Raw genomic sequence first — 18,352 nt, 5'->3', positions numbered from 1 at the left:
CCACAGGGATCGAACGTTTCCCTGCTTGACTCTTTTCAGAGTCGATTCAATACTAGAACAAATAGAGAACGAAAGCGACTTCGGTAAAACCGGCAGGCAGGCTTGCCTCCGGAACCGCGCAATCAAACACAGACAGATTACGGGAATTTCGACGTGAGCGGCATCGACATCGCGACGTTGCGGCGCATGGTTACCGCCATTGAAGGCAACGATCCGCAAGGAAACTTTGCTGGCGATACAAGTGCCGGTTTCGGGAGCACAAACAGCTTCGCACTGGGCCACGCGGCGGCGGACGCAGCCTTTCCGCATGGACTTGCTGGCGATGCCTTGCATGAGGTTTTCGCTGAAAATCCCGGTGCACATATGGCGGCAACGGGCTTTGCGCTCGCCATGGCATTGCGAGCTACACAAAAGCAGCGACCGATCATCTGGATCGAGGAGGAAACGGCGACAAGCGAATATGGGGGGCTCTACCCGCCGGGATTGCATGCTTTCGGCATCGATCCGCACCGGCTGCTGATCGTGCGCTGTCCGAATGCGCAGGATGTACTGAAGGCGGCCAATGATGTGCTGGAAGCAGGAACCGGCGGCAAGGCTTCGCATCTCGTTTCCGGCATCGTTGCCTCGATGACCGGCCAGCCGAAATGCCTCGACCTGACGGCCTCGCGCCGTCTGCTGCTGGCAGCGGAGACAGCGCAACTGCCGGTCATCCTGCTTCGAAGTCATCGCACCGGCGTGCAAAGCGCTGCCGTCAGCCGATGGCGTGTGGCCCCTGCACCTTCGCGCTCCAGCGGAGCCAATGCGCCCGGAAAACCGGCTTTCCTGGCCGTTCTGGAGCGTAACCGTCATGGCACATGCGGCCAGTGGATCATGGAATGGAACAATGAAACCCTTGAATTCGGCATCAGAGAACGGGAAGGAAGCGGCAGCGCCGGTATCCATGGCGTCCTCCATGACGTTCATGGCGCTGTGGTTTCCGTTCCTGCCAACGGACAGGCTGCACCGCGCCGGGCGATCTGATGCACCTTCCGGGCAAGCACCCGACGCACTGCCGCTTGTCATTACCGAGCGCACCGCCAATGCCCTGCGGCTGACGGCCATCGACGTCAAGGCCGCCAAGCTCGGGCTTTATCCCGGCATGGCGCTGACCGATGCGCGAGCGCGCGTGGAAAGACTTGATGTGGCCAATGCCGAGCCGGAGAGCGATGCCGCCCTGCTCAACAGCATGGCCCATTGGTGCGAACGCTATACGCCGCTTGTCGCCTTCGATCCGCCGCACGGGCTGATGCTGGACATTACCGGTTGCGCGCATCTGTTCGGCGGATTGGCCGCCATGCATGCCGATGTGATCCGGCGCATAGAGCGCGCCGGTCTGCACATACAGGCGGCGATTGCCGATAACAGCTTTGCTGCGCGGCTTCTCGCCCGTGGCACGAGAGGCGGCGTCTTCGACAAGGCGCAGGCCGACGCCGTTTTGCCGCGCCTGCCGCTTTCCGCACTCGAACTGGCCAATACAGCCGAGACCGGCCTCAAGCGTGCAGGCCTGAAACGGATCGGCGATGTGATGGCGCTGCCGCGTGCCGCACTCACCGCCCGCTTCGGCCCAGATCTAGCCACCCGTCTCGGTCGCCTGACACGACAAGAGCGCGCGCCGATCTCGCCGCTGCGCATGGTGCCGCTTGCAACGACTGAACGCCGCCTGTCCGAGCCTCTGACCGCCATGGAACTGGTGGAGCGCATCTTGCAGGAACTGGCGCTGGAGCTGTTCGCCCGGCTTGAAACGGAAGGCAAAGGTGCGCTTCTGATCGAAGCGTCATTCTTCCGGGTCGATGGCGCAATACGCCATATCCATATCGAAACCGGCCAGCCTCTGCGCGACGACAGGGTTTTTCTGCGCCTTGCGCGTGAAAGGCTCAACGCTCTCACCGATCCGCTAGATGCCGGATTCGGTTTCGACATGATCAGGCTTGCCGCCTTGCGCAGCGCCGCTGTCGCACAACGCCAGACCGGGCTGGACCAGCATGAGGAAGACGATGCCGGTTTCAGCCAGCTGATCGACCGGCTTTCGGCGCGTCTGGGGCCGGAACGCGTGCTGGTGCCCTTCGCGCGCGATACGCATATGCCGGAGCGCGCTTTTGGCCTGCGCCCTGCCCTACATGGCAGCCACGCAAACGAGACCGAATATGAAAGCGGACCGGTTCTGGCCGGCGATCCGCCAGCGCGTCCCATAAAACTGTTTCGTCCGCCGCAGCCCATCGAAAGCGTGGCGGAAGTGCCTGACAGCCCGCCCTCGTTCTTCTTGTGGCGGCGGGTTCGCCATCATATTCGCCTTGCCGAAGGACCGGAGCGGATCGAGCCGGAATGGTGGCTTTCCATCGGCCATGACGTACCGGAGTTGCGCGATTATTACCGGGTGGAAGATGAGAACGGCCAGCGTTTCTGGATTTTCCGCGAAGGGCTTTATGACGGCGCCAATCATCCACGCTGGTTTCTGCATGGGTTGTTTGCCTGATGACCCGCGCTATGACCCATATCGGCAAAAACCCCGCTTATTATGAAATGGCTGTCGCCAGCAATTTCTCCTTCCTGTGCGGCGCATCGCATCCGCAGGAACTGGTGTTACGCGCCCATGAACTTGGCCTGACCGGCATCGGCATTGCCGATCGCAACACGCTGGCCGGGGTGGTGCGGGCGCATGCCGCCTGGAAGGATTTTCGCGACAAAAGCACCTTCCGGCTGTTCATCGGCTGCCGCCTGTCCTTCATCGACGGCACGCCGGATATGGTCGTCTATCCGCGCGACCGGCCTGCTTATGGCCAATTGTGCCGCCTCCTGACCGAGGGCAAAAGGCGCGCTGCCATCAAGGGCGAATGCCATCTGCTCTGGGCCGACCTGTTGTTTCGCGCCCGACAGTTTCAGATCGCCGTCATGCCCCCGGAAGACAACGATCCTGACTTTCCGGCGCGCCTGTCGGAAATTGCCACGGCGGCACAAGGCTGCGTCTGGCTGGCGCTGGCCATGCCGCATCAGGGACATGATGGACGCCGGGCCGAGCGCATCGCCCGTTTTGCAGCAGACGCGGGCGTGCCGCTTCTCGCCACCAATGATGTGCTCTATCACCACCCCGACCGCCGTGCGCTTCAGGATGTGCTGACGGCGACCCGCCATCACAGCACGGTTTTTGCCGCCGGGCGGCTGCTGAAAAAAAACGCCGAGCGTCATCTGAAGCCAGCGCGGGAAATGGTCCGGCTTTTCCGCGCCTATTCGCAGGCGATTGCCGCGACCGCCGATTTCACCGCGCCCATCACCTTCCAGCTCGATGAGTTGAAATATGATTATCCCGACGAGCCCGTGCCGCCGGGAAAGACGCCGCAACAGCACCTGCATGATCTGGCCTGGGAAGGTGCTGCCCGACATTACGGCGCGGATACTATTCCGGAAAAGGTAAAGGGGCTGATCGTCAAGGAACTGGCGCTGATCGAAAAGCTGCAATATGCGGCCTATTTCCTGACCGTCCATGACATTGTTCAGTTTGCTATATCCAAAGGCATCTTGTGTCAGGGGCGCGGTTCGGCGGCCAACTCCGTCGTCTGCTTTTGCCTTGGCGTGACCGGTGTGGACCCGACCGAAGTGGACCTGCTGTTCGAGCGTTTCATCTCCGCCGAGCGCCAGGAACCGCCGGATATCGACGTCGATTTCGAGCATGAGCGGCGCGAGGAGGTGATGCAATATGTCTATAATCGTTACACCACCGATCGCGCGGCAATTGTCGCGACCGTCATCAGCTATCGTTCCCGCAGTGCGATCCGTGATGTCGGCAAGGCGCTGGGACTGACCGAAGATGTGACGGCGGCGCTTGCCAATACGGTCTGGGGCATATCCGGCGGCGGCATCGACAAAGAACATATTCGTCAGGCGGGCCTCGATCCGGAAAATCCAGTCATCCGGCGCGCTGTGGAACTGGCCATAGAGCTGATCAGCTTTCCGCGCCACCTGTCGCAGCATGTGGGGGGCTTTGTGCTCACACGCGACCGTCTGGACGAGACTGTGCCCATCGGCCCGGCGGCCATGGAAGACCGCTACTTCATCGAATGGGACAAGGATGACATTGATGAAGTGGGGCTGATGAAAGTGGATGTGCTGTCGCTCGGCATGCTGACCTGCATTCGCAAGGCTTTCGACCTCATTCACCAGCACAAGCCGCAGCTTTATGGCGGGCAAAAAATGACCCTCGCCAATCTGCCGCGCAAAGATGAAGCCGTCTATGACATGCTCTGCAAGGGGGATTCGCTCGGCGTGTTTCAGGTGGAAAGCCGCGCGCAGATGAACATGCTGCCGCGTCTGAAACCGAAGAAGTTCTACGATCTGGTCATCCAGGTCGCCATTGTGCGCCCCGGTCCTATTCAGGGCGATATGGTGCATCCTTATCTGAGACGGCGAAACAATGAGGAGCCTTGCACCCTGCCGTCGCCCGCCCCCGAGCATGGCCCGCCGGACGAGCTGCAACAGATATTGGACAAGACCAAAGGCGTGCCGCTGTTTCAGGAACAGGCGATGCGTATTGCCATCGAGGCGGCAAAGTTCACGCCCGACGAAGCCAACCAGCTGCGCCGCGCCATGGCGACTTTCCGCAAGATGGGCACCATCCACACCATGCAGGAAAAGATGATCGACGGCATGGTGAAACGCGGCTATGACCGGACCTTCGCCGAGAATTGCTTCAACCAGATCAAGGGTTTCGGTGAATATGGTTTCCCGGAAAGCCATGCGGCAAGCTTTGCGCATCTGGTCTATATTTCCGCATGGATCAAACATCACCACCCGGAAGTCTTTGCCGCCGCGCTGCTCAACTCGCAGCCGATGGGTTTTTATGCGCCAGCGCAGATCGTGCGCGATGCGCGTGAGCATGGCGTGACGGTTCTGCCGGTCGATGTGAATTTCAGCCAGTGGGATAATCTGCTGGAAGACATTACCGGACCATATCCAGCTGTACGGCTTGGCTTCCGCCAGATCGACGGCTTTTCCAAGGATGACACAAAGCTGCTGCTTGCCGACCGGCATGAGCCTTATCGCACCATTGAGGATATGCATCGCCGCCTGCGCCTCGACCGGCGCGCTTTCACCGCGCTCGCCGATGCGGATGCTTTCGGCTCGCTCGATATCGACCGTCGTGCAGCACTCTGGGCTGTGCGCCGCCTGCCCAATGATGAGACCTTGCCGCTGTTTCGGGCTGCGGCCACAAGCGAACTGGCGGAAGAACCGCGCACGAAGCTGCCCGAAATGGCCGCCGCCGAACATGTCATTGCCGATTACGAGACGACCCGGCTTTCGCTGAAAGGGCATCCGCTGCAATATTTGCGCGAGGGGCTGGCAGCGGAAGGCGTTTCCACCTGTCGCGCCGTGCAGGAAGGCACCGATAGCCGCCGCATGAAGGTGGCAGGTATCGTGACGGTGCGGCAGCGCCCCGGCAGCGCGAAGGGCGTTGTGTTTCTCACCATCGAAGACGAGACTGGCATCGCCAATATCGTCGTCTGGCCGAAGATCATGAAAGCATTTCGTCGCGAGGTGATGGGCGCGCGTCTGGTCCGCATCGAAGGTCGCGTCCAGCGAAGCCCGGAAGGCGTGGTGCATGTGGTGGCGGCCAAGATCGAGGACCGCTCCGGTGCCTTGCTGGATCTGAGCGGGCGCGAAGCGCAACGCCTCGTCGCGCCGTCACAAATGGCACATCACCCCAGAAATGTGCGGATCATGCCGAAGTCGCGAGACTTCCATTGAACAATTACGCGCTCGGAAGCCCGTTCGCTATTTTGGTTATGACACGGCGAAAATGGTGCAATTCGAGAACCGGAGCGGAGTGTACTTTAGGGTACATGAGCACCGGAAGCGCAGAACTGCGCCGTTTGCAGACCGTCAGAACCGAAATAGAGCGGGCTTCAGTTCCACGCGCCGACGAAGAACACAGCACAATAATGCAGCATCGCCCCGACCACGACAAAGCCATGCCAGATAGCGTTCTGGAAACGCAACCGCTGCCAGACGTGAAAGATCACACCCAGCGAGTAAACGATGCCGCCTGCTGCGATCAGCCAGAACACGGTCGGCGGCAGCGACTGCACAATCGTGTCGTAAACCATCATGCCGCTCCATCCGAGCGCCAGATAAAGCAGGATCGACAGCCGGTCGAAACGACCGGGCAGAAAAAGCTTCAGCATGATGCCGACAAAAGCCACACCCCATACGAAGAGCAAAAGCGGCACGGCGCGGTCGCCCATATGCATCGCGAAAGGCGTGTAGGTTCCGGCAATCAGCAGATAAATGGCCGAGTGATCGAACCGGCGCAGGAACCATTTGGTCGGCGAGACCGGCCAGATATTATAGACCGCCGAAATGCCGAGCGCACCCAGAAGGCATGCCAGATAGACACTGGAGGAAATCGATGTCGCCGCAGGACTGTTCGGCAGGAAATAGATCAGCATGGCGATTGCACCAGCAAAGGCCAGCGCCACGCCGAGCACATGGATGACCCCATCCGCCCAGAGCTCCGCCCTGTCGTAGTGCCATTTGATTGTATCTGGCAGTTTCATAGTCTTCGCCCTGTCCGATCTTCAGACAGCAAACTGCCATTGCTCTGCAGCGTCAAGATGACAGTTAAACGCATCGGCCCAAAAATCGATTCCGATTTTTGGGCCGATGCGTCAGTCGATATCGGGAATTAAACCGGCGACCAAACGCCGCCGGGAGAAGCTTATTGTGCGGGTGCGTAAGAGGCCTGAATCGGCGCAACACCCGGCAACGGGGCCGAAGAACCGCTTGGCAGGGAAACCGGCTCGATAGAAGCTGCGGCATCACGCGTCGGGCCACTGCGGAAACCGCCGTCCATGCCGGTTTCTTCCAGCATGCCCTGACGCTTGGCGTCGTAATAATAGCCGCGTGCATAGTAACGCACGGCCTGGCTTTCATTGCCGCCCGCAACCTTATACGCGCCCGACAGATAGCGAACCGCATATTTCAGGTTGGTTTCGGCATCGAGCAAGCCCTTCGGCGCGCCTTTATAACCCATGCCGCGTGCCGTCGGATGGCTGATCTGCATCAGACCCCAATAAGGTCCATTGCGCGCACCAGGATTGAAGCGGCTCTCGCGATGCACGACCCGGCGCACCAGCCGCTCAGGCACATCATAAGCGACGGAATATTTGGCAATCAGCGCGTCGATATCTTTCGGCGCATGCTCCGGCGTCTCAAAAGCCATATTGGCGGCAACCGAGGCAGGCGAAGCCGCAGCGCGTGCGCCAGCATAGGCCATCATCGGCTGCGAAACACCACGTTCTCCCGGAATGGGAACGACAGCTGGCAGGGCAGGTTCGGCAGAAGCAACTGCTTCTGCATCCGCTGCGGGCACACCGGGAACGGCAGTGCCGTCCGTTGCGGTGGCTGCGGCAATAGCGGCAGCACCGCCGGTTGCAGCCGGACCGGCAGCCATGGCCGTAGCAGTCGTGCCGACAGCCGCATCAGCGGCAGGCGTAGCGCCCGGAACCGTCGCAGCACCAGCGGCGGCGGCAGGTGTACCAGCAACAGCCTGCGGCGCAGCAGTAGCGCCGACAGCGGCACCCGCTGCACTCGTCTGCGGTGCGGTATCGGCTGGAGAAATCAGAGCCGTTTTGACCGGCTTGCCATCATTGGTGGTATTGCAAGCGCTCAGCGCCACGGCGCAGCCCAAAAGCAGGACACCCTTGCGTGCAAGGGAAGCGGATGCAGAAGAAAAAAGCGCGAAACGCATAGCTGGATCCGTTCTCAGGAATCGAAATCTTTTTCGATGCGTTTTTCAAGCTCGACCAGATCGTCAGGCAACGGCAAACCGTTCGCACGGAGCGCATTCAGCTTTTCGCGAACCGTTTCGCGGATTTCATGGGCGTCCTGCGGCTGATTCACCATTTGCTCAAACAGCAGCGCAATTTCCGCCTTGATGTCCTCGAATGCCATCCAGATCCTCTTGGCTTAACGGCCTCCAGGAAGCCCGTTGCAGTCAATATTCTTTCGGTCGATGACAGTTCTGTACCACGCAAAAGACGAAAAACGGAAGCGCTAAACGTCGGGGGCGCGCCAAAATGAATATTTCAAATGGTAACAAAAGGATTAACGCGCTCAAAGAATGCGCGGCAGCATTGTATCTATCACGTTGAAATCCAAGGCAAAAATCCCAAGATCGTCGAAGTCCAGCCCCCCGTTCGGATCGAAGAGATAAATGCTCATCCAGATAAGTGCTATGACCAGCAAAATGGCCAGAATCGTGAGAATCAAAAGGCGTTTGCCGAGCGCCGCCTTGCGGCCCGCCCCCTGCTTTGAATGCTTGGCCATCGTCACTTGTCGCCCCGGCTCTGGTGCTTCGGCGTGATATTGGACGCGCTAATCATCATTGGTCGCATTCAGTTCTTCCGGCGGCGTGCCATGTTCCGGCGCCGTCGGCAGATAGCCTTCATGGACCAGCCACTTGCGCAAAATCAGCGTTATGGCCTCTGTCAGGTTCAGATTCGGATGCTTCTCAGCGATGACGCGCTCCAAAGCATCATGCACATCATCGGGAAGATAGGTGCTCATTCTGCCTCCTCCGCTTAGAGCGCGTTTCGATCTGGTTGGATCAGATCGGCGCTCTAACTGTTTGATAGAACGCGCATCTTGTCCGAAAACCGTTTCACACTTTTCGGGATGCGCTTAATAAAATCAGGCAACCGTTACGGACAGGCTGCCGACACCATCCACCTTGCCCACGAGACGGTCACCGCGCTGCACGGGACCAACGCCTGCGGGCGTGCCTGTGAATATAAGATCGCCCGGCTGCAGCTCAAAGAGCGACGAAAGATAGGAAATCGTTTCGGCCACTTTCCAGATCATCTGGTTAAGGTCGCCGGACTGGCGCGTCTCACCATTGATGGACAGCGAAATCGACGCCGATTGCGGATGGCCTACATCTGACACAGGCGCAATGGCCGAGCACGGTGCGGAATGTTCGAAAGCCTTGGCGACTTCCCAAGGGCGACCGGCCTTTTTAGCGACCGCTTGCAGGTCGCGCCGCGTCATGTCGATCCCGACCGCATAGCCGTAAACGTGATCCAGCGCCTGCTCGACCGGAATGTCGGTGCCGCCACTCTTCAATGCGATCACCAGCTCGATCTCGTGATGCACATCCTCGGTCTTGGGCGGATAGGGAAAATCGCCGCCATTGATCACCAGATTGTCCGGATTCTTCTGGAAGAAAAACGGAGGATTGCGGGTCGGATCACCACCCATTTCAATGGCGTGATCGGCATAATTCTGACCGACGCAATAGATGCGATGCACGGGAAAAAGCGCGTCCGTTCCCTTCACGGGCAGAAAGGGCTGCGGGCGTGGCGCGAAGACATAATCGGTCATTGGGGATTATTCCGATCGGAAATTGCAGGTGACTATGAATTGCCCCCATCATGCAGACGCAAGCGCATCCTCGCAACCCTTGAAAGCAGCAATTCCCCGTTATCGCCCGTCCGAGACCACGACAAAATCCGCCTGGCGCGATTGTTCCACGACGAGCCGGGCATTGGGAATGTCGTTGGAAAGTGCGCGGCTGCGCGCCGTTTCCTCATCGAAACCAAAGGAGAGCCAGCGGTCGATCAATCGGCGCTCCAGCACCGGAAAAGGCACATCAAGGCGGATCGTCATGTCGAAAAACGGCGCCAGTCTCGACCATGGCTCCTGATCGAGCAGCAGATAATTGCCTTCCACCAGAAGCACGCGGTGCTCGGGACCGACCACCGAGGCCGCCGCGCGGGAAAGCTCCAGTGAACGGTCGAACACAGGAATGAACACTTCCTCCCGCGCGTGTTTCAACCGGTCGAGCAGGGCCGCAAACCCGGCGCAATCGAAAGTCGGTGGCGATCCTTTGCGACTACGCAAACCGCGCTGATCGAGGATCACGTCATCGAGGTGAAACCCGTCCATCGGCACCACGATGGACGGCGCGTTTTCACCCTTGTTAAGCGCGACGCACAGTTGTTCAGAGATGGTGGACTTGCCTGCACCCGGAGGACCGGCAATGGCGACGATCAACCGGCTGTCATCCCTGGCAAGCCTCGCAAGAATTTCTGAAGGCAGGGCTTCGCGCTCGATAGGCGTCATGTCCGGTTTCCGTTTCGTGGTCGTGCGGACAGATGTCCCGATTCGAGCGGTCCACTCAAGAAAACTATGCGGCCTCGGCCTTCGGTCGCATTGCGCCGGTCATCAACGCCACGGCGTCAGACATAGAATATTCCTTCGGATCAATAACCGTCAGGCGGCGTCCGAGCCGGTGAATATGAATGCGGTCGGCCACTTCGAACACATGCGGCATGTTATGCGAGATGAGCACGATCGGCATGCCTCGCGCCTTGACGTCCTGAATCAGTTCCAGCACACGGCGCGATTCCTTGACGCCGAGCGCTGCCGTCGGCTCATCCATGATCACGACCTTGGACCCGAAAGCGGCTGCGCGCGCCACCGCAACACCCTGACGCTGCCCGCCGGATAGCGTCTCCACCGCCTGACCGATATTCTGGATAGTCATCAGGCCCAGTTCCGTCAGCTTGTCGCGGGCGATTTTCTCCATCGCGCCTCGGTCAAGCATACGGAATACCGAACCGAGCGGTCCCTTGCGGCGGATCTCCCGCCCGAGAAACAGGTTGTCGGCAATGGAAAGCGCCGGCGACAGAGCGAGGTTCTGATAAACCGTCTCAATTCCGGCATGCCGGGCTTCCATCGGCGAATGGAAGCTGACCGGCTTGCCGTCGAGCTGGATTTCACCTTCGTCGGGCTTGATCGCGCCGGACAGCGCCTTGATGAGCGATGATTTACCCGCGCCATTGTCACCGATAACGGCGAGGATTTCGCCAGGATAGAGATCGAAATCGGCATGGTCGAGCGCGGTAACACGCCCATAACGCTTGACCAGACCCTTTGCCGAGAGAACAGGTGTAGCCGAGTTTGTCATGCGGCAGCCTTTCTGATCCATTGGTCGATGGCGACAGCGGCGATGATGAGAACGCCGATCAGGAGATAGGTCCATTGCGGATCGGTGCCCCACAGACGCAGGCCCAGCGAGAACACGCCGACGATCAGCGCGCCGAACATGGTGCCGAGGATCGAGCCGCGCCCGCCGAAGAGCGAGATGCCGCCGATCACCACAGCTGTGATGGATTCGATATTGGCGAACTGGCCTGCGGTCGGTGACACGGAACCGAGGCGACCAATCATTGCCCAACCGGCCAGAGCACAGATGATACCGGCCAGAACATAGACCGACATCAGGATCGGCTTGACCGAAACACCTGAGAGCTTTGCCGCCTCCGGATCATCGCCAATGGCATAGACATGGCGACCCCAGGCGGTGTGGTTCAGCACATACCAGAGCAGCAACACCAGTAGCACCATGGCGATCACGCCGTAGGTAAACACAGCGCCGCCGACACGAATGCTTTCGCCGAAAAATTGCAGGATAGGCGCTTGCGCAGTGATTTCCTGCGCGCGGATGGTTTCATTCGCTGAATACAGAAAATTCGTGGCCAGAATCACCTGCCACATGCCGAGCGTGACGATGAAGGGCGGCAGGCGGACATAAGCGACAAGAAAGCCGTTGATGAAGCCGCAAAGCGCGCCGGTTGCAAAGCCAAGCACGATGGAAAGCTCGGCCGGCAGGCCATAGCGGAAAGTGAACTGGCCCATCACCACCGATGACAGCACCATGATCGCGCCGACCGAAAGATCGATACCGGCGGTGAGGATGACGAGCGTTTGTGCCACGGCAATAATGCCGGTGATGGCGACCTGCTGGAGAATGAGCGTAAGCGCAAAGGCGGAGAAGAATTTGCCGCCCAATGTGACGCCGAACACCACCAGCGACAGAACCAGCACGATCAGCGGCACGGCTGCCGGATTGTGATGCAGGAACTGGCGGATGCGGTAAACGGTCGACCGATCGCCTGAATCGAAGGAGGCGACGTCGGATGCGCTTTGCGACAGGGTTGTTTCAAACGCCTGGATCGACGGTTTTTGTGCAGCGGAAGCCGCCTGTGGCTCACTCATGATTGTCTCCTGCTCTCGCCCGCAGAACTGTCCGGCAAATCTGACACTACAGTTGCATTCTTCGTGATGCCGGTCTGCAACGAGCAATTTCCTGTGCTCCGGTGCTCACGTACCCAAAAGTACGCTCCGCTCCGGTGCTCGAAAATCACTCGTTTCGCCACGGCCTGACGAATTTGCAACTGTAGTGCAAAGACCCGCCAGGCCGGCATTTCCCGACGTTTCAACGACGGATCAACCCCAGCACTTGCCGAGCGCCGTCTTGGTATCGATCGACGGAACACCATCGACAGGCTTGTCGGTGACGAGTGTCACGCCCGTATCGACGAAGGTTTTGCCTTCGGTCGGCTTTGGCTTTTCGCCGGTATCGGCAAACTTCTTGATCGCCTCGATGCCGAGCGACGCCATCTGCAACGGATATTGCTGCGAGGTTGCGCCGATCACGCCAGCCGCAACGTTCTTCACGCCGGGGCAGCCGCCGTCGATGGAAACAATCAGCACGTCCTTCTCACGCCCCACTGCCTTCAGCGCTTCATAAGCGCCAGCAGCGGCAGGTTCGTTGATCGTGTGCACGACATTGATCGTCGGGTCCTTCTGGAGAAGGTTTTCCATGGCGCGACGACCGCCTTCTTCATTGCCATCGGTCAGATCGCGACCGGCAATGCGCGGATCGTCCTCATCGCCAAGCTTGCTCTTGTCCTTCGGGTCGATACCGAAACCGACATCAAAGCCCTGATCGCGCAACACGTCGACGCTTGGCTGCGACGCGGTCAGGTTGAGGAAGGCGACGCGCGCGTCCTTGGCCTTGTCGCCAAGCGTTGACGCAGCCCATTTGCCGACCAGTTCACCCGCCATAAAATTATCGGTCGCAAAGGTCGCATCTGCCGCATCTGCCGGTTCCAGCGGCGTGTCGAGCGCGATGATCAGAAGACCAGCGTCACGCGCCTTTTGCAGCGTCGGCACGATGCCCTTGGTGTCGGAAGCCGTGATGAGAATGCCCTTGGCGCCATCGGCGATGCAGGTTTCGACCGCCGCAACCTGACTTTCGGAATCGCCGTCGATCTTGCCCGCATAGGTCTTGAGGTTGACGCCCAGCTCCTTGGCCTTGGCGACAGCGCCTTCTTTCATCTTGACGAAAAAGGGATTGGTGTCGGTCTTGGTAATGAGGCACGCGCCGACATCGGCGGCATGCGCAGGCATTGCGGCAACACCAAGCGCGAAGGCAGCAAAGGCCGCCGACAGAACTGTCTTCTTCATGAACTCCTCCCAGAAAGTAACCGGTCCTTTTCCCCCGGCATGCAATGAGGAAAACACGGCTTTGAAACAGAGTCAATTAATAAATCCACTTGATTTATTAATGTGCTGTGTCACTCTCGGCCCCGGAGGAGAGAGCCATGGGAGGCTGGAGGCCGCCCTCAAAAGGGCGAGCATCTTGCCGCATAAGCTTTTGTTTTTATTTCATATCCCAAAGAAGAGGGCTTTTTCTCCTGCGATGAATGGGTTAGGAACCTCGCCGTGCCATATGCACGGCATCTGGGAGAGAGAATGGTCAGGCATCATCCGGAACAGGACGTTTCCGAGCCGAGGGACGGACCGGCAGGTTCGCCCGGCCCTGCCATGCAGAAATTTGCCGAACCGGGCGCGAACATCAATCGCGGTTCCAACCAGATCGGCGTGCGCGCCTATAATGAGCGGCTGGTTCTGGCGCTCGTTCGCAGGCATGGCGCACTGGCCCGAGCCGATATTGCGCGCCTGACCGGCCTTTCGGCACAGACCGTTTCCGTCATCATTCGCGCGCTGGAGAAAGATGGGTTGATCACCCAAGGCGAGCGCGTGCGCGGACGCGTCGGCCAGCCTTCCATGCCGATGCGGCTTGCAGCCGACGGCGTTTTCTCCTTCGGCCTCAAGATCGGACGACGCAGCGCGGAAATCATATTGATGGATTTTCTGGGCGCGATCCGTGAACGCAGGCACATCACCTATCGCTGGCCGGTGCCCGACGAAATTCGTCGTTTCGCCTTTGACAGCATTGCCGCTTTCACCGCCGCACTCGATCCGGACAAGCGCGATCGCATTGCGGGTCTCGGCATCGCGTTGCCTTTCGAGCTGTGGAACTGGGTCGAGGAAGTGGGTGCGCCCGCTGCCGACATGAATGCGTGGCTCGATGCCGATCTCGTCGACGATTTCGGCGCAGTCTTTCCGTTCCCGGTGTTTCTCCAGAATGACGGCACGGCGGCCTGTGGCGCGGAACTGACCTTCGGGCGCGGGCCGGAATTCACCGATTTCGTCTATTTCTTCATCGGCTCGTTCATTGGCGGCGGCGTGGTGCTGAACAATACGCTCTATCCGGGCCGGACGGGCAATGCCGGTGCGCTTGGTTCCATGCCGATGCGCATGCGCAGCGCCGAAGACGGCCGCGCGACATTGCAGCTGATCGATACCGCCTCTCTTTTCGTGCTGGAGCGGCTGTTGCAGGAGCAGAATATTTCGTCCGACGATCTCTGGCTTTCCCCCGAAAGCTGGCACAATTTCGGCGAACCACTGGATGCCTGGATTGCACTCGCCGCACGCGGGCTTGCCCATGCGGCGGTTGCGGCAGCATCGATCATCGATTTCCCTGCAGCCATTATCGATGGATGGCTACCGGAAGGCGTTCGCCATCGCATTGTCGAAGCGACGCGGGCCGAACTTTCCCGCCTCGATCTTCAGGGGCTCAGTGCGCCGGAAATCATCGAGGGCAAGGTCGGCGTCCACGCCAAGGCCATGGGTGCCGCAAGCCTGCCGCTTTCCAACCGCTATCTGTTCGACCAGAGTGTGCTGTTCAAGGATGCAGGCTAGCGCCCACAAACTCAAAAATTGCATTTTGTATAGAATCCTGACGTCGCCTGAAAGAACTCACACGCCCCGTATTTCATCCACCCCAATTAAAATGGAATAAAATTCTTTATTATTTGGGATAAACGGATTAATAATTTTATGCTTTAATTATAAAGCCATCAGAATCTATAATTATTGATGGCAAAAATTAAAACACTACAGCTTTATATTGAAATTAAAACCAACCTGTATTTTTGGAGAATAAAGATGATCTCTAAGAAATTCCACAGCGACAAAGTCGATAAAATCGTTGGAACGACGACAAAAGTCAATCCAACAAAATCAAACCACTACACAAGCTTCTGCACATGCTGCTACCAAGTTTGCATTTAATATTTATATTATAATGTATGCATTGGGCCCGCAGATAGGGCCCAATGCACACAAATTATTTAAACTATATTATTGAAGTATTCAAATGAACTGCAAATGTATAAAAGATGACGTGTTTTATTACGTATACAAAAATATCACTGACGGAATTATTCTAAAAATCAAAGAGATTGATAATAAAATTATATCTAATAAATTATTCGGTAAAATCGCGGAAGAAGCGTTATTCCCAATATTCAAAAGAAAATGGGAAAGGGTACTGATACTGGAGATGAACTTTGCAGACGAAGACGGATTACTGCAAGGGGACACAGAGAACGTCCGGTTTGCATTTTTTATCCGAGAGGTTTGCAAGCAAGAAAATTTGTCGGCGCTTTGCGAAAAATATCCCAGACTATGGTCGACGTGGCAGCAAGAGATAAGTATTTTTTCGATTTCTTTGCAACAGTTCATGGACCGTATCGAGACGGATCTGAACGTGGCCGCGAAGTATTTCCATAGCGATAATGCAATTACGAGAATTAATGATATCCGTATGATAGGCGACCCTCACCGAGGGATGCAGCAAACCGCGCGGCTTGAGTACATAAATGAGGAAGGCCGCAGCCGTTTACTTTATTATAAACCGCGTAGTATCGCCATAGATGAAGGCTACTACAACTTCATTGCATGGTGGAACAAGCACTCACCAATTGATCATGTTCTCCCGCGTGCAATCAACAAGGGAAACTACGGCTGGGCTGAAGCGATTGTTCCGAAGGAATGCCAAACTGCGGAACAAGTGAAAAACTTTTATCGCCGCTATGGTTCATTAATAGCGCTCGCTCATCTCTGTTCCTCGACCGACCTTCATATGGAAAACATCATCGCCTGTGGCGAATATCCGATCCTTGTCGACCTGGAGACGCTTTTCTCATGTACCTTGGAATCAGAACGACACAATCCAACGAATAATCACCTGTACAGCTCGCTGCTTTTGCCCACAGAGACGTTGTATGATGAACTGGAAATAAGCGCATTGAGCGCCCAATCGAACGTTCAAACGAATATCGACATTCTGGTGAATCCCCAAAAACGCGTTTCCTCCCTTAAAATGGAACGGAGAAAACTACATACAGGGGAATACCAAAGCCAAGTTATCTTCAATGGAAATGTAGTCGATTTTATTCAACACGAGAGCGATATCCTTTACGGGATACGGGAAACCCTAATTTTCGTCCACGAGAACCGAGACGAGGTTCTCCGGGCTATACGGGACAATATTGGTCGCGCTCCTATTCGCATCATCAAGCAATCAACAGAAGAATATACAAAGATACTATATAATTGCGGCCATCCCAGTTCTTTGAAAAAGGATAGTGCAGCGCAAGAGCTGCTCGCTCTTTGCGATCCGAGCCGGGATACAAATATTATGGAGTCAGAGCTACTAGAACTGACTCGCGGCGACGTTCCTTATTTTTCTATGCCGTTCGATTCTTCTGTTCTGCTCAATGGATTTGGAGAGAAGCTCCCAACGATCATTCATCAATCGCCCCGGCAAAAACTCGAGAGCCAGTTCTCGCGACTAACACCTGCCTTTATCCAACAGGTCATGGAGGACGCCGAGCAGGCATTCCTCGTTTATCGCTTGAGGAAAGGGGAGAAATGGGTCGCGAGAAAAACAATTTATGAAGATGAAGCGCAAGAGGCGGTATCCACCGAGCAATGGATCGATAAACTGGCTTATTTTGCAATGAGCAAGGTTATGGACTGCGCGCTGATGATCGACGAAAAAATCAATTGGCGTACAATCCACATAAAAGACGATATAATTCATGCGGGTTTGAGTGGAATTGACCTTTATCAAGGCATTTCCGGCATTGCTTTGGCCTTCCATATTACCGGTCAGCGTTTGTCTTGTCCCCGTTTCACGGAATTCGCTGGCAGGATTTCCGACCAGACTATCGAACAGCTCCAAGACACGTCTTCGGCTGAACTCGGTGCATTGAGCGGCACGGCGGGAACTCTGTGGAGCCTCGGTGTCATAAACAATGCGCGCCTGATCAAGCTTCTGCCTATTATTGATCGTGAACTGAGTAAAATTTCTTATTGCTTGCTAACAGAGACAGTGGAGCATTACGAGCAGATCGAGTTTGTGAGCGGCATTGGGGGCACTTTAAGCATGTTGCTGAGGCTACACCAACAGTTCCGCGATTATCCAATTGCAGAGAAAATCGCCAGGCTAGCTGATTTTTCATTCAATCTCTTGAAACGCAAAGCCGGATCTCTGGTTGACGACCAAACCACGTCACTGGGCTTTGCTCACGGAACGGCGGGCGTGTCGGCGGTACTTGCTGAGTACATGACCTATTTCCAGCAAGAAGATGATGAGGCGCTTTCAGTCATATTGCGCAATCTTGAGCGAGAGACCAGATACCGCACAGAGCTGGGATGGCCCCGTATTGGAAAAGACAACGTCTACAGCACATCCTGGTGCCATGGTACAGTCGGCATCGGCTACTCAAGATTGCATTGCCGCCCATATATACCCGCCGAAACCTATGACTCCGATATGGCCATCGTAACTGCGCGGCTTGGTGAAATACGCTCTTCTCACGGCATCTGCCACGGAATGATGGCGGATTATTACCTTGCACGAACCCTTGGGTTAGACGGTATGGATATTCTGCATCAAGTGCGGAAGGAGGTCGAGATTGCTGGCATCAGAACAGATTTCGGACTAAGCGGAAACGAAATGGTTGGGGCCATGACGGGTGTCACCAGCCTATTTATGGGTGATGCAATTTTTTCCAACAAATACTAAAGTTCTGTTGTGGCCCACCAAACCAGCTATCGAGTGAATAGCTATTATAAGAAGCCCCATCGTTTACGATATTTCGTACGATTTAGCCCTTCCCTCTTCACAATCAAGCACACGTTTCACTCTTAAAAGCCAAGTTTGACTTCAAACGCCAAATGATGTGCGACAACCCTGGCTTGCGTTTCAAACGGGGGTTGCCTGTGTCCCTCGCGAAATTCGCGTCACAAACACACGCTTTGTTATTTTCAAACAATAAGT

Annotated in this window: 15 protein-coding genes; 5 read left to right on the top strand and 10 right to left on the bottom strand. The window is 56.8% G+C overall.

Annotation, left to right across the window (positions count from 1 at the left end; all coding sequences use genetic code 11):
- Window positions 1–153: 153 nt before the first annotated feature.
- The 3 genes from FHW03_RS01990 to FHW03_RS01980 are packed head-to-tail and all read left to right on the top strand — an operon-like array spanning window position 154 to window position 5,775.
- A complete protein-coding gene (locus tag FHW03_RS01990; protein WP_182519118.1) occupies window positions 154–1,020 on the top strand; it encodes a hypothetical protein in 867 nt (288 codons plus the stop codon).
- 40 nt (window positions 1,021–1,060) lie between these two features.
- Complete coding sequence (locus tag FHW03_RS01985) at window positions 1,061–2,512, top strand: DNA polymerase Y family protein (RefSeq protein ID WP_182519416.1); 1,452 nt, start codon at window positions 1,061–1,063, stop codon at window positions 2,510–2,512.
- On the top strand, window positions 2,512–5,775 hold the full coding sequence (locus FHW03_RS01980; RefSeq protein WP_377513895.1) for an error-prone DNA polymerase: 3,264 nt from the start codon (window positions 2,512–2,514) through the stop codon (window positions 5,773–5,775). Before FHW03_RS01985 ends, FHW03_RS01980 begins: the two co-directional genes overlap by 1 nt.
- A 158-nt stretch (window positions 5,776–5,933) precedes the next feature.
- Here the strand turns inward: FHW03_RS01980 and FHW03_RS01975 are convergent, their stop codons facing one another.
- The 10 genes from FHW03_RS01975 to FHW03_RS01930 all read right to left on the bottom strand — a co-directional run bounded on the left by FHW03_RS01975 (window position 5,934) and on the right by FHW03_RS01930 (window position 13,341).
- Window positions 5,934–6,584, bottom strand: a complete 651-nt coding sequence (locus FHW03_RS01975; protein ID WP_182519117.1) for a hemolysin III family protein — start codon at window positions 6,582–6,584, stop codon at window positions 5,934–5,936.
- A 161-nt stretch (window positions 6,585–6,745) separates the two neighbouring features.
- On the bottom strand, window positions 6,746–7,777 hold the full coding sequence (locus FHW03_RS01970; RefSeq protein WP_182519116.1) for a lytic transglycosylase domain-containing protein: 1,032 nt from the start codon (window positions 7,775–7,777) through the stop codon (window positions 6,746–6,748).
- A 14-nt stretch (window positions 7,778–7,791) separates the two neighbouring features.
- Complete coding sequence (locus FHW03_RS01965; RefSeq protein ID WP_078339953.1) at window positions 7,792–7,980, bottom strand: hypothetical protein; 189 nt, start codon at window positions 7,978–7,980, stop codon at window positions 7,792–7,794.
- A 162-nt stretch (window positions 7,981–8,142) separates the two neighbouring features.
- Window positions 8,143–8,355 carry a hypothetical protein gene (locus FHW03_RS01960; RefSeq protein WP_078339952.1) on the bottom strand — a complete coding sequence of 71 codons (213 nt, stop codon included), beginning with the start codon at window positions 8,353–8,355 and terminating at the stop codon, window positions 8,143–8,145.
- A gap of 48 nt (window positions 8,356–8,403) precedes the next feature.
- Window positions 8,404–8,595 carry a hypothetical protein gene (locus FHW03_RS01955; protein WP_182519115.1) on the bottom strand — a complete coding sequence of 64 codons (192 nt, stop codon included), beginning with the start codon at window positions 8,593–8,595 and terminating at the stop codon, window positions 8,404–8,406.
- A 123-nt stretch (window positions 8,596–8,718) separates the two neighbouring features.
- Complete coding sequence (locus FHW03_RS01950; RefSeq protein ID WP_182519114.1) at window positions 8,719–9,408, bottom strand: fumarylacetoacetate hydrolase family protein; 690 nt, start codon at window positions 9,406–9,408, stop codon at window positions 8,719–8,721.
- 99 nt (window positions 9,409–9,507) lie between these two features.
- Window positions 9,508–10,149: a nucleoside/nucleotide kinase family protein gene (locus tag FHW03_RS01945; protein ID WP_182519113.1), complete on the bottom strand. Its 642-nt coding sequence runs from the start codon at window positions 10,147–10,149 to the stop codon at window positions 9,508–9,510.
- Between the two features lie 64 nt (window positions 10,150–10,213).
- Window positions 10,214–10,996, bottom strand: coding sequence for an ATP-binding cassette domain-containing protein (locus FHW03_RS01940; protein ID WP_078339948.1), 783 nt, complete (start codon window positions 10,994–10,996; stop codon window positions 10,214–10,216).
- Complete coding sequence (locus FHW03_RS01935; RefSeq protein ID WP_182519112.1) at window positions 10,993–12,087, bottom strand: ABC transporter permease; 1,095 nt, start codon at window positions 12,085–12,087, stop codon at window positions 10,993–10,995. Before FHW03_RS01935 ends, FHW03_RS01940 begins: the two co-directional genes overlap by 4 nt.
- Before the next feature lie 231 nt (window positions 12,088–12,318).
- Window positions 12,319–13,341, bottom strand: a complete 1,023-nt coding sequence (locus FHW03_RS01930) for a sugar ABC transporter substrate-binding protein (protein WP_182519111.1) — start codon at window positions 13,339–13,341, stop codon at window positions 12,319–12,321.
- Window positions 13,342–13,629: 288 nt separating this feature from the next.
- Here FHW03_RS01930 and FHW03_RS01925 point away from each other — a divergent pair, with 288 nt between their 5' ends.
- The gene (locus FHW03_RS01925; RefSeq protein WP_182519110.1) at window positions 13,630–14,922 is read left to right on the top strand and encodes an ROK family transcriptional regulator; all 1,293 of its coding nucleotides are present in this window, start codon (window positions 13,630–13,632) and stop codon (window positions 14,920–14,922) included.
- Window positions 14,923–15,406: 484 nt separating this feature from the next.
- Window positions 15,407–18,097 (top strand): type 2 lanthipeptide synthetase LanM family protein, encoded by a 2,691-nt coding sequence (locus FHW03_RS01920; protein ID WP_182519109.1) that lies wholly within the window; start codon window positions 15,407–15,409, stop codon window positions 18,095–18,097.
- The last annotated feature ends 255 nt before the right edge of the window (window positions 18,098–18,352 follow it).

The sequence above is a fragment of the Ochrobactrum sp. RH2CCR150 genome, assembly GCA_014138095.1.
Classification (GTDB): domain Bacteria; phylum Pseudomonadota; class Alphaproteobacteria; order Rhizobiales; family Rhizobiaceae; genus Brucella; species Brucella gambitense.
This window is presented reverse-complemented; position numbering and strand designations above follow the sequence as displayed.

Excerpts from the sequence above, each read along its gene's own strand:
- FHW03_RS01980 (WP_377513895.1), top strand. The coding sequence starts at position 2,512 with ATGACCCGCGCTATGACCCATATCGGCAAAAACCCCGCTTATTATGAA.
- FHW03_RS01975 (WP_182519117.1), bottom strand. The coding sequence starts at position 6,584 with ATGAAACTGCCAGATACAATCAAATGGCACTACGACAGGGCGGAGCTC.
- FHW03_RS01970 (WP_182519116.1), bottom strand. The coding sequence starts at position 7,777 with ATGCGTTTCGCGCTTTTTTCTTCTGCATCCGCTTCCCTTGCACGCAAG.
- FHW03_RS01965 (WP_078339953.1), bottom strand. The coding sequence starts at position 7,980 with ATGGCATTCGAGGACATCAAGGCGGAAATTGCGCTGCTGTTTGAGCAA.
- FHW03_RS01960 (WP_078339952.1), bottom strand. The coding sequence starts at position 8,355 with ATGGCCAAGCATTCAAAGCAGGGGGCGGGCCGCAAGGCGGCGCTCGGC.
- FHW03_RS01955 (WP_182519115.1), bottom strand. The coding sequence starts at position 8,595 with ATGAGCACCTATCTTCCCGATGATGTGCATGATGCTTTGGAGCGCGTC.
- FHW03_RS01950 (WP_182519114.1), bottom strand. The coding sequence starts at position 9,408 with ATGACCGATTATGTCTTCGCGCCACGCCCGCAGCCCTTTCTGCCCGTG.
- FHW03_RS01945 (WP_182519113.1), bottom strand. The coding sequence starts at position 10,149 with ATGACGCCTATCGAGCGCGAAGCCCTGCCTTCAGAAATTCTTGCGAGG.
- FHW03_RS01940 (WP_078339948.1), bottom strand. The coding sequence starts at position 10,996 with ATGACAAACTCGGCTACACCTGTTCTCTCGGCAAAGGGTCTGGTCAAG.
- FHW03_RS01935 (WP_182519112.1), bottom strand. The coding sequence starts at position 12,087 with ATGAGTGAGCCACAGGCGGCTTCCGCTGCACAAAAACCGTCGATCCAG.
- FHW03_RS01930 (WP_182519111.1), bottom strand. The coding sequence starts at position 13,341 with ATGAAGAAGACAGTTCTGTCGGCGGCCTTTGCTGCCTTCGCGCTTGGT.
- FHW03_RS01925 (WP_182519110.1), top strand. The coding sequence starts at position 13,630 with ATGGTCAGGCATCATCCGGAACAGGACGTTTCCGAGCCGAGGGACGGA.